15 protein-coding genes are annotated in these 12,166 nt (G+C 67.3%); 7 read left to right on the forward strand and 8 right to left on the reverse strand.

Annotated elements, in window-relative coordinates:
• Nucleotides 1-89 precede the first annotated feature (89 nt).
• Nucleotides 90-1,007 (reverse strand): IS982 family transposase, encoded by a 918-nt coding sequence (locus tag ACWC0C_RS47225; RefSeq protein ID WP_450871306.1) that lies wholly within the window; start codon nucleotides 1,005-1,007, stop codon nucleotides 90-92.
• Nucleotides 1,008-1,033: 26 nt separating this feature from the next.
• On the opposite strand from ACWC0C_RS47225, the gene ACWC0C_RS47230 reads away from it, so the two are divergent.
• Complete coding sequence (locus ACWC0C_RS47230; RefSeq protein ID WP_450871308.1) at nucleotides 1,034-1,300, forward strand: hypothetical protein; 267 nt, start codon at nucleotides 1,034-1,036, stop codon at nucleotides 1,298-1,300.
• Between the two features lie 125 nt (nucleotides 1,301-1,425).
• A complete protein-coding gene (locus tag ACWC0C_RS47235) occupies nucleotides 1,426-2,184 on the forward strand; it encodes a hypothetical protein (RefSeq protein ID WP_450871310.1) in 759 nt (252 codons plus the stop codon).
• 802 nt (nucleotides 2,185-2,986) lie between these two features.
• Here the strand turns inward: ACWC0C_RS47235 and ACWC0C_RS47240 are convergent.
• On the reverse strand, nucleotides 2,987-3,568 hold the full coding sequence (locus ACWC0C_RS47240) for a TetR/AcrR family transcriptional regulator (protein ID WP_450871312.1): 582 nt from the start codon (nucleotides 3,566-3,568) through the stop codon (nucleotides 2,987-2,989).
• Between the two features lie 162 nt (nucleotides 3,569-3,730).
• On the opposite strand from ACWC0C_RS47240, the gene ACWC0C_RS47245 reads away from it, so the two are divergent.
• The 4 genes from ACWC0C_RS47245 to ACWC0C_RS47260 all read left to right on the forward strand — a co-directional run bounded on the left by ACWC0C_RS47245 (nucleotide 3,731) and on the right by ACWC0C_RS47260 (nucleotide 5,895).
• Nucleotides 3,731-4,081, forward strand: a complete 351-nt coding sequence (locus ACWC0C_RS47245) for an antibiotic biosynthesis monooxygenase family protein (protein WP_449201989.1) — start codon at nucleotides 3,731-3,733, stop codon at nucleotides 4,079-4,081.
• 141 nt (nucleotides 4,082-4,222) lie between these two features.
• On the forward strand, nucleotides 4,223-4,609 hold the full coding sequence (locus tag ACWC0C_RS47250) for a VOC family protein (protein WP_450871314.1): 387 nt from the start codon (nucleotides 4,223-4,225) through the stop codon (nucleotides 4,607-4,609).
• Between the two features lie 194 nt (nucleotides 4,610-4,803).
• Complete coding sequence (locus ACWC0C_RS47255) at nucleotides 4,804-5,232, forward strand: DUF4267 domain-containing protein (RefSeq protein WP_450871315.1); 429 nt, start codon at nucleotides 4,804-4,806, stop codon at nucleotides 5,230-5,232.
• A 165-nt stretch (nucleotides 5,233-5,397) separates the two neighbouring features.
• On the forward strand, nucleotides 5,398-5,895 hold the full coding sequence (locus ACWC0C_RS47260; protein WP_450871317.1) for a Ku protein: 498 nt from the start codon (nucleotides 5,398-5,400) through the stop codon (nucleotides 5,893-5,895).
• 11 nt (nucleotides 5,896-5,906) lie between these two features.
• Here the strand turns inward: ACWC0C_RS47260 and ACWC0C_RS47265 are convergent, their stop codons facing one another.
• From ACWC0C_RS47265 to ACWC0C_RS47280, 4 genes are all read right to left on the reverse strand, one after another.
• On the reverse strand, nucleotides 5,907-6,260 hold the full coding sequence (locus ACWC0C_RS47265) for a DUF6233 domain-containing protein (RefSeq protein WP_450871319.1): 354 nt from the start codon (nucleotides 6,258-6,260) through the stop codon (nucleotides 5,907-5,909).
• A gap of 106 nt (nucleotides 6,261-6,366) precedes the next feature.
• Nucleotides 6,367-6,924 carry an SMI1/KNR4 family protein gene (locus ACWC0C_RS47270; protein ID WP_450871321.1) on the reverse strand — a complete coding sequence of 186 codons (558 nt, stop codon included), beginning with the start codon at nucleotides 6,922-6,924 and terminating at the stop codon, nucleotides 6,367-6,369.
• 702 nt (nucleotides 6,925-7,626) lie between these two features.
• On the reverse strand, nucleotides 7,627-8,247 hold the full coding sequence (locus ACWC0C_RS47275) for a hypothetical protein (protein WP_450871323.1): 621 nt from the start codon (nucleotides 8,245-8,247) through the stop codon (nucleotides 7,627-7,629).
• A gap of 553 nt (nucleotides 8,248-8,800) precedes the next feature.
• Nucleotides 8,801-10,393 (reverse strand): patatin-like phospholipase family protein, encoded by a 1,593-nt coding sequence (locus ACWC0C_RS47280; RefSeq protein ID WP_450871325.1) that lies wholly within the window; start codon nucleotides 10,391-10,393, stop codon nucleotides 8,801-8,803.
• On the opposite strand from ACWC0C_RS47280, the gene ACWC0C_RS47285 reads away from it, so the two are divergent.
• Nucleotides 10,386-10,994 carry a hypothetical protein gene (locus ACWC0C_RS47285; protein ID WP_450871327.1) on the forward strand — a complete coding sequence of 203 codons (609 nt, stop codon included), beginning with the start codon at nucleotides 10,386-10,388 and terminating at the stop codon, nucleotides 10,992-10,994. The two genes, ACWC0C_RS47280 and ACWC0C_RS47285, sit on opposite strands and share 8 nt — an antisense overlap.
• A gap of 96 nt (nucleotides 10,995-11,090) precedes the next feature.
• On the opposite strand, the gene ACWC0C_RS47290 is transcribed toward ACWC0C_RS47285, so the two are convergent.
• Nucleotides 11,091-11,453 carry a hypothetical protein gene (locus tag ACWC0C_RS47290; protein WP_450871329.1) on the reverse strand — a complete coding sequence of 121 codons (363 nt, stop codon included), beginning with the start codon at nucleotides 11,451-11,453 and terminating at the stop codon, nucleotides 11,091-11,093.
• A 125-nt stretch (nucleotides 11,454-11,578) separates the two neighbouring features.
• On the reverse strand, nucleotides 11,579-12,166 hold a 588-nt coding region (locus ACWC0C_RS47295; RefSeq protein WP_450871330.1), incomplete at its 5' end, for an Ig-like domain-containing protein.

Below are 12,166 nucleotides of genomic sequence, written 5' to 3' on the forward strand. Positions count from 1 at the left end.
GCGGTGAGCCCGCCCCCTTGCGGATACCTCATGTGACCGGCCTACCGCGACAACCACCACTTGTCAGCCACGACATCACGCCAACAAGGTCAGTAGTGGCCGTAGGCCGTCAGTGAGCGCAGGACGGGCTGTCCGTTCTGGTCGTTGTGCCAGACCGCGGTGGTCAGCGTGAGGATGCGCTGCATGATGCGGGCGACGACGCCGGCAGGTGTGAGGCCGTGGTGCTGTTCGAGGTCGAGCTGGCCCTTGAAGGTCTCGTTGACCGACTCGATGACCTGCTGCAGTGGTTTGAACGGCTGGGCTCCGGGCCGCTTCGGTTCACCCTTGCGGGTCGGTCGCAGCAGCCGGATGCCGTGCTCGGCCAGCTCGTGCTCCAAGTCGCGGCTGAAGTAGTTCTTGTCGCCGATCAGGGTCTGTCCGGGCCGGGTGGCGAGGAGTTCCGGTTCGGCGTCGAGCAGGCCCGGCAGCGTCTCGCGCTCGTCGGCTTTCGCTCCGGTCAGCGCGAAGCCGACGGGCAGTGCCTGGAGGGTGCACACCAGGTGCAGGCGCAGGCCCCAAAAGAAGCGGCTGTGGCTGGCGCAGTAGCCGTACTCGGCCCATCCGGCCGGCTCGGAGCGTTTGACGGTCTCGCGGGAGCGGCCGCATTCCACGGGCGTGGAGTCCACGATCCATACGTTGTCGCTCCACACGGATGTGTCGATGGCCGGCAGCCGGGTGACTCGGCGGAGCAGCTCGACGGCCTTGCGCAGGCGCTTGTTGTAGCCGGGCTGCTGGGGCAGGTACGGAAACAGATGCCGCAGATGAGCGCGGGCGTGGCGGAGCCACTTGGCCTCGGAGGTGAACCCGAGCATGGCCTGCATCACCGCGAAGGTGGCCAGCCCGGCGTCGGTGAGTTTGGGGGTGATCCCGACAGTCGGTCGCCACGGCGCGAGATGCGGCGATGCCTTCAGCAGGTCGTCGGATTGCCCGTACAGTGCGGTGGCGAGGAAGTCCAAGTCTGGCGTCACAACCGCACTTTGGGCTCCCTCACCTCATGCGCGCAGCCGATCCCTCGGACTCGATCATTGAGCGAGGCGACCTCTCCCTCACCGGGCTGCATGCGCAGTGCACGGCTGACGGCTTGGACGAGGCCGGGCATGGAGCCGCGGACGTCGGCGAAGTAGACGGAGTCGCAGTTCTTGGTGTCGACACCCTCGCCCAGAACCCGCACCGACCCCGGAGAGGTCTTCTCCACGACTGCGCCGTCGCTGGCGATCTGGTCGGCGAACTCGCCGAGGATGCGCTGGCGGTGAAGAACTGAGGTCAGTCCCTGGAGCTGCTGCCGTACGGGGACGGCGGAGATTGTTGTCAGTGGGGGAGGTTACTGTCTGAGATCTGTGGTGATCATCGGCGGCCACCACTTCCCGACTGAATGAGTCTCTCGCCATGACTGATCTTTTCACCGTGTCCATCGACACTGTCGAAGGCCCGACCTTCCGCGGAAGGGTGCATCTCATCAATCCAGACGCTTGGCAGGTCCCAAGCAAGACCACGTTTCCCTTGGCTCTGCTGGTGGACGCGTGGTTCCTGCTGACCAACGGATACCTGCACAACGACGACGATCGAGTGCCACGTGGAGACCGGTATCCCTTTTCCGAGGAGCGGGGCAAGGAGATCGTCGCAGGCATGCGGCTGAAGGATGAGTTCCCGGAACTGTATGGCTTCATCTTCGGTAAGAGGCTTCGGGTCAACGCGGCTGGATATCTGGTGGCGGACGACGGCAGGACTGTGCTCGAACCCCGGCGCCAGGCGAAGGATGTGTACGAGCTGGGCGGAGGTTCGGGACGCGACGAAATATCCCACTACGTCTTCACGGAGGGAAGCGCCGAAGCGTTCTCTCGGCGGGCCGCTGACGTTGTGACCACCTACCATTCCAGCCCGGTCCGCAACGTACCGCTGTGGAGTGAGGTTGCGACACTGGAGGGCGAGGATCAGCCCTGGGAGCCCGGCGAATCGCGCGAGGAAATGGCCACGTGGGAGGACCCCGCCGATTTGGAATACTGGCGGGTGTGGCGGCTGCTGGAAACCCGCCCGTTCGACGAACGCCCGTACGTCGACATCACAGTGACGGTCAGCCACCCGGCCTATCTTGAGCACCTGACGGATGGGATGCGCTGGTCAACGGCCCACACCGGCCACGTGTAGGTCCGCCTTTCACTGCGATATACCTAAAAGGCCAGGTTCGGCCTTGCAAGGTCGTTGCTGGTCGGGAGGGGTGGGCTGGAGGTCGGGATGTGGTCGGTTGTTCAGCATTTTTGAACTTCCGTCGCGTTTCTGGGCGCTCGGGTCTCAGCCCGGGTGAGTGATGGCTGTGGAGGCGACGGCGGGCGGGGCCGGGTGGGGAGCCCGATGGGTGGATGAGTTCGTGCTGGCTCTGGCGGCGCGGGGTGCGTCGGATCGGTGGGTGGGCCAGCGGCGGGCATGGCTGTGTGATTGCCGGCGTTCGCCCGGTGCCCGGTCTGGGACGTCCAGGCGGCGGATGTGGACGGCTGGTTGGCGGCCGCCCGGGCTCGGGGGGTGGGGACGCAGGCGCGCGGGCAGATGGCGGAGGCGGTGTACCGGTTCTACGCCTTCCTCGAGGCCCGGCACGGGCGGTGGGTCGAGGTTACGCGCCCGGATCGCCCGGCGCGGGGGCAGAGCGCCGACGACGACGTCCCCAGCTGGCGGGAGCAGGCGGCGGGGATGAAGAAGAGGCCGGCCATGCCCAGCGCAGAACACCACAGCGGCTGGCGGCAGCAGTACCACCGGCGCCCACCTCGCCGTGTCACCCTCGGGCAGGCGATGCCCGGCCCGGTAGCCGACCCAGGCCAGTCACACCGGGTACAGCCGACACCACGCGCGACGCCGGCTGAAGCTGCTCCACTCCGTTGAGCTGCGGACCAAGTGGGCCGGTAACCTTGGCCGTTTCCCGAGATCCTCATCACGGTGGGTGCCCTCGACACCTTCTTCAGGGTGTGGGTGCGGTGAGATACCGCTGGATTGTGGGGCCGAGCCAGTCCACGATCTCCTCGCGGCTGAGCGCCACGCTCGCCGGGAACCGCAGGACGTAGCGTGTCAGCGCGAGTCCCAGCACGGTCGAGGCGCACAGTGCCGCCCGCGCAGGTGCCTGCTCCGGATCGGGACCCACCTGACGCGCCAACGGGATCAACTGCTCGCGCAGCACGCTCTGCATGCGTTCGGCGGCGGCCGCGTCGGTGGCGCCGACCCGCATCAGCGCGGTGAGCTCCCCGTTCCCCTCCCACAGGGTGAGGAAATGGCTCACCAGCGTGCGACCGATGGCCTCGAGCGGTTCGACGGGCAGGTCGGGCAGTCCGGGGTCGATCGCGACGGCAGCTGCGAACAGGCCCGCCTTGCTGTCGTAGTAGCGCATCACCATCGACGGGTCGATCTTCGCGTCGCGCGCGATGGCCCGGATGGTCGCCTTCTCGTAGCCGTCCGACGCGAACCGCTCGCGGGCCGCGGTGAGGATCGCTGCGCGGGTTGCGTCGGAACGCCGTACGGCCTGCTGGTTCTCCGTGGTGCCAGTCATGCCTACGAATGTAGGCCAACGACTGTTGACAGTCCAGGGTCGCACCCTTACGTTTGCCAACACGCGTTGCCAACACAGGTTGCCAACATGTGTTGCCAACGCTTGTTGTCTAGATCGCGATACCTCTGAGCGGACAACCGATAGCGAGAGGACGTACCCGAAATGGCCAAGCTCCAGAGTCTCGACCCGCACACGCCGATGTTCGCGCAGTTCCAGGAGAAGACAGGGCCCATCGTCCTGGCCAACACCTTCGTCGTACCGAAGGAAGGGTCCGAGGCGTTCCTGGCCCTCTTCCGACGACAGGCCGAGTTCATGAAGGCGCAGCCGGGATTCGTCTCCTTGCAGATGCACCAGGGGACGGCGGGCAGTCAGCTACTGATGAACGTCGCGGTCTGGGAATCGACCGAGGCCCTCGCCGCCGCACTCGGCAGCCCGGAGTTCCAGCGCATGGCCGCCGACTTCCCTGACGACATCGTGTCGTACCCGCACATCTTCGAGCAGATCGACGTGTGACACGGAGGCTGCGGCCAGGAGAGGGCAACGGGTGAAGCCCCGCCCCCTCTCCTGGGCGATCACGCCTCTCCGTCGCGCCGCGAGCCGCCAATGCCGCCGTTCAACCCACCACGCGCAGCCCATCCCTGACGAGGAGTCACTATGCCCGTGGAACTGAATCACACCATCGTCCCCGCCCGTGACCCGCAAGCCTCGGCGCAGTTCCTGGCCGACATCCTCGGCCTGAGTGTCGATCCGCCGGTGGCGCACTTCACGCCGGTCACGCTCGCCAACCAGGTCAGTCTGGACTACGACCAGCTCGACGACTTCGAGCCGCACCACTACGCGTTCATGGTCAGCGAGCAGGAGTTCGGCGCCGCCCTCGCCCGCATCCAGCACCGCGGAATCCCCCACTACGGCGATCCCGCGTGCCAGGAGACTGGGCAGGTCTATCGCAGTAAGAGCACTCAGGGCCGCAGGGGTACCTACTTCCGCGATCCCGACGGCCATCTCATGGAGATCCTCACCCCGGGCGATGCCGGGGCGTGAGGCCGATGGCGACCAAGCGGATCACAGCTTCGCTGGTGCCGACAGGCAGCACGGTCAAAGGCGCCCCGAGGCGCACGGTCTTGTCCGCCCCACCCACAGCGGGCCGCGCCGTCTGGCAGTTCATCGACCGCCCCCGTCACACCCGCTGCTGACCGCGGTCCCACTTCCAGCCCGACCAGCGAAGGAGAACCACCATGACGCTGAAGAACGTCAACACTGTCCTGGTTACCGCCTGCGCCCTGTTCGTCCTCTACCTCGGACTGTCCTTCATCCTGACCCCGGAGGCATCCACTCACGGCGTTGGCCTGCCGGAATGGCCCGCCGGCAACGGCGACGGCTTCCTCATCATGAAAGGCACCCGCGAATGCGCGATGGGCCTGGTCCTCGGCATCCTGCTGATGACGGGCCACCGCCGCGCCCTGGGCTGGGCCCTGCTCATGGATGCCGTCGCCCCGTTCGGCGACATGATCAACGTCCTGGCCCACCATGGCTCCAACGCCGCCGCGTTCGGCATCCACGGCATGACCTCGGCACTGATCGCGATCATCGGGCTACTCGTCCTCCGCGAGACGAACAAGACTCACAAGGCCACCGCCCCAACGCCCACCGCGCAGCCCGTCTGAGAGTTGCACGCCCCGAATGGGCGCCCGACCACATGGGCCGGGCACCCCTTCTTTGTCCCCGACCACAGAGAAGGGCGGGGAGGACGGTCTTCTTCGTGTACGCCAAGGCGGCCTGCCACCGGCTCAGTCAACCGATCCACACATTCAAACAGTGACCACAACCGCATGGGTGCCCGGTACTACCTCGCCGCCGACGGGCAGGTCGCCCCGAAGCCGTACAGGCTCCTCGTCGGAGTGCTGTGCCTCTCCAGCAGGGTGGCCATCGCGGAGTACGTGTGGAGTGGCCGCGAGCGGCTGGGCATGCTCCGGGTCCGTGGCGACGCCCTGGTCCTACAGGAATTGCTGTGGCCAGATGAGATTCGCGACCCCACTGAGCTGCTCCCGTCACCGGTCGAGGTGTCCGAGGAGGACATCGAGGGCGCGCTCGCCCTGATGGACAGTATGACGGTCGACGTGCTCGAGGGCGAGGAGTTCACCGACCGCTACACCGAGGCCATCGCGCAGATCATCGAGGCCAAGCGCGAGGAGAAGCCGTTCCCTCAGGCACCTGAACCGGAGCAGCCGAAGAAGGAAGCGGCCACGAGGAAACAGCCGGCCAAGAAGACCGCGACGAAGAAGACGGCCGCCAAGAAGACGACGGGCCGCCGCCCGCGCAGCGCCTGAGGGCGCTGATGCTAGTCCAGGATGCCGAGTGCGTTGTCCGGTCGGCAGTGGACGCATGCCGGTACCTGCCGTCGCAGGGCGTCGAGTGCCTGCTGCCGGGTCGCCGGGCGGCACCGCCCGCTCTTGGCCGCTGCCCAGCAGCCGCGGCGGTTGAGCCCGAACTGGATCAGCCATTCCGGCTCCGGCGGTCGGCGCTGCTCGCCCTGCCGGCGCTCGCGCTCGCACCGTTCCTCGTCGGCGATCCACCGGTCGATGAGGGCCAGCTGCCGCGTGGTCTGCTGATCGATGACGCGGCGGCCGAACCGCAGCATGTCGAGGCGGGTCGGCGGGGAATCGTCGTGCACTTGGGCGTTGCCCTGCGCCATCGAACCTTGAGTGTGTGCCAACCAAGTTTGAGTGGCCTGGACCGCTCACTCGTGATGTGGCGTGCATCGAAGGTTGGCGGGTTGGCCCGGGCGGCGAGACGCGTGGTCAGGGGATCTCCAGCCAATCGGTGTACCAAGTGCGAAAGTCGGGGCTCACTGGTACGAAGCCGCCCCAGTCCGGATCGATCTGCCAGACCTGGCCGACTCGCGGGCCGTTCAGGACCAGCCGTGTGAAGATGCCGCAGCCCTGCTCGGACAGCATGAGCGTGCCTCGGGTCAGTACCTCGGCCGGTGCGCCTGCGCCGATCCGGCCGGGCAGGGGTTCGGTGAGAGGGAACGGCTTGGCGAGTCGGCCCGGCAGTCGGTCTTCCCGCCACTCGCCGTCCACAGCCCACTCCTCGTCGGCCTCCGGGCGGGCGACGGTCAACGGCATCAAGCCGTGAGAGGGCCCGGCGGGGCCGTTGCCCACTTCCGCGACGAAAGACCGGTAGTCCACCGGCAGATCGATGCCATGGGATTCCTCGAAGGCGCGGATCTCCGCCTCCGGCAGCCGAGGCGCCAGCTCGTACCCGTGCGTGTCCGCCCCGAAGCGCTCCCGCCCCGGGTCCCCTGCTGCCATCTCCCGTATCCGTGCGCGTACGCCGTCCCCGTCCCAGCTCTCCATCCAGCGACCGTAACAAGAACATCTGCGCCCCGGCCTGCCGCGCCCTCAAGCTATGCAGCTGCCCGGTGGCAGACCTCGCCGGCGGGCCCCCGACCACGGCACTCAGCATCAATGACCGAACCCGTGGTCATCAAGGTTCGATGGCACAGGACAGGTGTTCCTCCGCGCTGCGCCGGCGTGTTTCGCGTTGCCCGGAAAATCGAATGCGCGTCGGCCTGTACCAGGGCACCATGCCCGGCGCCCGCGTCACGCTGTCAGACGAGGACAGCGGCGTCGTTCTGGACGCGTGGCCCAGGCAGCGGTGGCCCGTCCCTGCTCGCGGCGGGTGGGGCGGCGTCTTGTCGTTCAGCGGTGTTCTGTGGGGTCGGGCCCGTCGTCGGGCGGGGGTTTAGTCGTCTATCTTACCCCCACCGCTTCCGCAGCTGGTCCTTTCTGGCCTCCGGTGCCTCAAGCACCGCGGTGACGTGCCCTTCGGAGACGGGTAGGGCCAGCGGGCCCGCTCGATGCCGGTGATGTGAGGCAGGCAGTCCTGCCCGGCGCACCGCATGAGCAGCCGGTCGGGTGGCGGCGGGAGTGTGTTCTGAGGAGATCCGACGAACGTGAACATCAAGCTGATGAGGGACATGTTGGGGCGACGTCCTACTGCTGCAATTCCACAGCGGGTGCGGCCCTGACGGGGCAGTGGTCCTCAAGGGCCCCTCGTCAGTCAGACGCTGCCGAAATCTGCTCCCCGTGTGCAGCAGGTTCGACCGCGTCGGGGGCGGTGTAGAAGACGGACGTGCCCTGCTTGGTGCGTTGCGCCCGGCTCTTGGCCACGAGCCCTTCCAGGGTGGTGCGCACCACGGTTGTCTTGACGGTGCGCTCGGGGTACTGCCGTCCCAGTGCGGCAGCGATTTCGGCAGCGGAGCGAGGCTCGCTCTGGCTGGCCAGGTGTTCACGGACGAGATCGACGAGCGTGGGCAGAGACGACTGCGTGGCCTGTGCCTTGACGGTGTTCTTCGTGTCGGCCCGTTTCCCGGCTGGGGCGCTGAGCGTGGTCTTCTGCTCGGCCGCACCTGATGCGGCTGCTCGCCTTTTGCGGGGTGCGGGCACTGTCGCGACGGGTTGGACGGGGGGCGTGGCGGCCGTTGCAGGGATGCCCAGGGCGTGCTGGAGATTCACCAGGACGCTGTGGTCGTGCCGCAGAGAGGCCAGCTGCCCCTGGAGGACGTCGATTTCACCGCTGAGGCGTTCTTGCTCCTTGAGATTGCGTTCAAGATCGGTTGCTACCTGAGAGCTGTACTGTGAGCTCAACTCGGTTGTTGTGCCAGTGGTTTCGGACATGGTGTTCACACCCTTCCCGGACACCGCGGCCAGCAACCGCGGCGTATGCGAAACCTAACGTGTGCGTCTTTCTGCCTGGTGTCATGTGGGCAGTAGCCGTCACTGCCGCACAGCTGAGTCCCGGCGATGATGCGGAAGGCATGCGCCTTGTTCTCCGCAGTATGGCTGAAATCCAGCGGATCGAAGCCCGTTGTGGTCAAGTTGCACATTTTTGTGCGGTGCCGCGAATGCCGGAGTGAGGTGAAGCCGGCTGCCGGCGCACTTCGTCCGTGTCCCGCTGATGGTGCCACGCTGACAGAGTGCGCCTGGCCACGAGCCGGTCGAGGAGTTCTCCGGTCTGTTGAGGCGAGTACCCGCACAGGTGGGCAAACGGTGGCCGGGTCGGGGGCGGGGCTGGCTGGGACGGTGTGGGCCGCCAGCACCAGAGCGGTCAGGTGTTCTGCCGGTGTTGCCGCTGCCAGCGCGGCAAACGGGGTGAGCCGCAGCGCCCAGTGAGCAGCCCGCCCGCGAGCGCTGCGACTTGGGGCCTGTTCCAATACCGTGTCTGGCCTACTTAGCAGTCACACGCACCCGCCAGCGCTTGGACGTCGGAGGCCTTTCCTGGATCCACGACACCTCCAGATTCCGGCACCAGTCGTTCGACGACCTTCGACAGGGAAGCGTAGGCCCGGGTGACCACTTCGACGGTCAGACAGGCGGCTACGACGTCCTCGGCGCGTTGCCAGCCCGGCAGGTCGGCTTCTTCCAGTGCGTCCACGTACGTTTGGCCGCCGGTCCTGGCGATCCAGGCGAGTTGTTCCGGAACTCTCAGATCCGCGAATACCTCCTGGATGAGGCGGGCCGCTGTCTCGTCGCCGGTGTCGGTGCCCGGTGGGTGGCGGAGTTGCAGCTGGTCGTCGACCGCCTCGAACAGGGCAAGCACGCGGCGCGTGAGTTCGCTGATCGTCTCGGCACCGCTGATCAGCGCATGCTGCCGTTGTGGGGACGAGACGTCGGCCAGCCGGTGGTGGAGGTGGTTGCTCATGCATTGAAGGGCGCGTTCGCAGGTGATCAACCCCCAATGCCACATGCCGCCGTCGTACGGATCGGTGAGTTCTGCCCCGGCTGTCGTGGGCACCCAGTTGGCTTTCTGTGTCAGCCCGGCCAGGATCGCTTCGATGTGGTCGGCGTCGGCTTCCGGCGTGGCGGCCAGATTGGTCACCGCCTCGGCGTCGGCGAGCTGCCTGCGGACGTCATAGAGCACGGCCCGGGCCCGGTTGCGGCGGTATTCCGGCAGCAGTTCCACCGCCCTCGACCGCAGGTGTTGCGCCAGGTCGAGGTCTTGGGCGACGCGGGAGAACAGGTCGAGCTGGGTGTCGCGGATGCTGTTGCCCAGCTGGGCGCACAGCTCCTCGGTACTCGACCGGAAGTCGGCCTCCTGCAGGTACCGGACCGCGTTCCACAACACCTTGGACCAGGAGATCTCGTCACACTTGAGTCCGGCGGTGCTCTCCGGTCCGAGGCGACCCGCGGAGGGGACGATGAAGACGACGACGCGATCGACCGGCGCGTTCAGCCGGCGCTTGGTGATCGCCTCCAGGACGGGCTGGAACGGTGCGTTGTTGAGGACGCCACCGTCGATGACACAGCTGGCGGGATCGTCGTACCCGGGCTTGGGAATCTGACGGTACTTGACCAAGGGTTCCTCATTGACCGGTGAGAACGCCACAGGAAAGCCGGCGGTCGCCCGTGCCGCCAGCACCAGTGCCGCGGTGTTGTCCTTCCCGAACTCATCCAGCGGCTCGGTCCTGAACACCCAGTCCGCGCCCTGCTTGGTGTAGGACACGGCCTCCGGCTGATACCGGAAGCGGTACAGGCGGCGATGGTCCCGCAGGTCGAACGCGTTGCGGTAGCCGTCGGTGTACGAACGCGAGCGCCCGTCCAGCGCGGTCGCCGTCATGAACAGCGTGATCTCCTGACGCTGTTCCGATGTCGGTGTGCGCTCCCCGATGTGCTGCAGAACGTCGTCGATCTTCTCTCTGAACGACTCCCCGCTCAGCAGACTCGTGTCGGACTTCGGCTCCAGCAGTTCCTCGAGCGCCGCCGACTTCTCCCATACGCCGCGCAGATCGGGCAGTCCTGCGCCGCGGGCGAGAGCAGTGCCCACGCGTGACGACTGGGCTCGCAGGCGTGGCCTGTTACCTCCAGACAGCATCGCCCTGCGCGTACTGATCGGAAACGCCGGCGACGACTTGGCGCTGATGCTGCTCATGGGGGACAAGGCCGTCATGGGCTGCGCCGTCCTGTACGCCACCACACCGGGGTGGACATGGACGGCCAGCGAGCGCGCCGAGCCGTCCATGAGCCTGGCCATGATGCACACCCATCCCGATCAGCGCGGCACCAGGCTGGCCGGCTTGATGACCCTGTGGGTGCTCAACTACGCCGCCCAGCACACCAACCCCGAGCTGCAGTGGGTGCGCTGCTCGGTCCCTGATAACCGGCTGGCGTGCTGCTTCCGTGAGGACCTGGGCTGGCAGCAGGGCCGCGTCACCCGTGACGCTCAGGGGAGGCGCTACGCCCAGATGCAACGGCGGCCCCGGCGCGCTCCCGGACTCCCCGCCCTGCTCAAGAGCGACGACCCGCCCCTCCTCGTGACGGGCGACCTGGCGATCACTACGCTCCCCGTCGCACCCCGTCAGCCGCGCCAGACCCCCGGCATCGTCACCCGCTGTCGCCACAGCCGGCCAGCGTCACCGCGGTCATAGCCGCAACCACCACCGACATGAGATGTTGCTTCACGTATTTCCCCCGCTACAGACAGGTCAACGTGATCACTTTGCCATGCGAGGCAGGAGAAGCGGTCAGCCAGCGCTCAACCAGGTCACGACAGCCAGAACGAGTGGGACAGGGCACGCCACCGCGGTCAGCAACAGTCGACGTCCGGCCGGCGTCATGCGCCGCACCCCCGGCACAAAGGCGAGCACAGCGAGCAGCGCGGCACCGCCGGCCACGCCTGCCGCGTACTCTGCGAGAAGCCCCCCGACGGCCGCCCCTTCCGCCGCACCCCACAGTGCGACCATGCCGACCAGGAAAGTCAGCCATGCCATCGACAGGACCGTGGCAGCGCCGAGCAGCGCCGTCAGCAACGTGACCCCTGGACGGGCTGTAGCCGACGGGGTCGGCTTCCACGGGCCGTAGAGCCTCGCATAGGTCTGAGGATTCATGAGCCGATGATCGTCGGCAGCCCTCGTCCACTTCATGAGGCGCTGTACTCAACCAAGCGCGCAGACGTACTCACTCTCGGCTGCTCCAGGAGCCAACCGAAGTGCGCAGGTGCCGACTCGCGTGCTCAGTTCGGCGAGAAGACGGCGACGTACGCGTCGCCGGAGCGGTCGGGCCCATCAGAGCGGCTCCAGGCGTATGCGTCCCAGTAGCCGTCGTGGCGGACGCAGCCGCCGTCGGCGACGACCAGTCCCTCGCCGGTATGCCGGCCGGGGCTCAGCGATAGCGCGACGCCGTGGTCGTCGGTGGTGTGGATCTGTTGCAGGCCGGTCGCCTTGTCGGTGACCAGGTCGGTCACCGGCTGCGTGGTCACCTTCCATCCGCGCTCGGACCACCGCCTGCGAAGGTCGGCGACCGCCGCGCGATACCCGGCGTCGCCGTGCTTGAAATCCGGGGGCCCAGGAGACGGACAGCTGGTCCCGGTGGGTGTCATCTCGGTCGACGCCGAGGTCGTCCACGCAGGATGCGCTGTCCGTGGATTCTGCGCTGTCGGCCGGAGCGGACCGAGCTTCGCGGTAGTTGCTTCCTTAGCCTCGATCTTTCTTGACGGACCGCCGACTCCGTCGGCGGCGCTGACCCGGACGGCGCGTTCGACGGCGGCGCGGTCGGCGATCTCCCGGCTGAAGGAGAGGGAGACGATCATGCCGGTGCCGAC

This window comes from Streptomyces sp. NPDC001709 (assembly GCF_053596375.1).

Coding starts and splice junctions, on each gene's coding strand:
- ACWC0C_RS47230 (WP_450871308.1), top strand. CDS start 1,034: ATGCGCGCAGCCGATCCCTCGGACTCGATCATTGAGCGAGGCGACCTC.
- ACWC0C_RS47235 (WP_450871310.1), top strand. CDS start 1,426: ATGACTGATCTTTTCACCGTGTCCATCGACACTGTCGAAGGCCCGACC.
- ACWC0C_RS47240 (WP_450871312.1), bottom strand. CDS start 3,568: ATGACTGGCACCACGGAGAACCAGCAGGCCGTACGGCGTTCCGACGCA.
- ACWC0C_RS47245 (WP_449201989.1), top strand. CDS start 3,731: ATGGCCAAGCTCCAGAGTCTCGACCCGCACACGCCGATGTTCGCGCAG.
- ACWC0C_RS47250 (WP_450871314.1), top strand. CDS start 4,223: ATGCCCGTGGAACTGAATCACACCATCGTCCCCGCCCGTGACCCGCAA.
- ACWC0C_RS47255 (WP_450871315.1), top strand. CDS start 4,804: ATGACGCTGAAGAACGTCAACACTGTCCTGGTTACCGCCTGCGCCCTG.
- ACWC0C_RS47260 (WP_450871317.1), top strand. CDS start 5,398: ATGGGTGCCCGGTACTACCTCGCCGCCGACGGGCAGGTCGCCCCGAAG.
- ACWC0C_RS47265 (WP_450871319.1), bottom strand. CDS start 6,260: ATGGCGCAGGGCAACGCCCAAGTGCACGACGATTCCCCGCCGACCCGC.
- ACWC0C_RS47270 (WP_450871321.1), bottom strand. CDS start 6,924: ATGGAGAGCTGGGACGGGGACGGCGTACGCGCACGGATACGGGAGATG.
- ACWC0C_RS47275 (WP_450871323.1), bottom strand. CDS start 8,247: ATGTCCGAAACCACTGGCACAACAACCGAGTTGAGCTCACAGTACAGC.
- ACWC0C_RS47290 (WP_450871329.1), bottom strand. CDS start 11,453: ATGAATCCTCAGACCTATGCGAGGCTCTACGGCCCGTGGAAGCCGACC.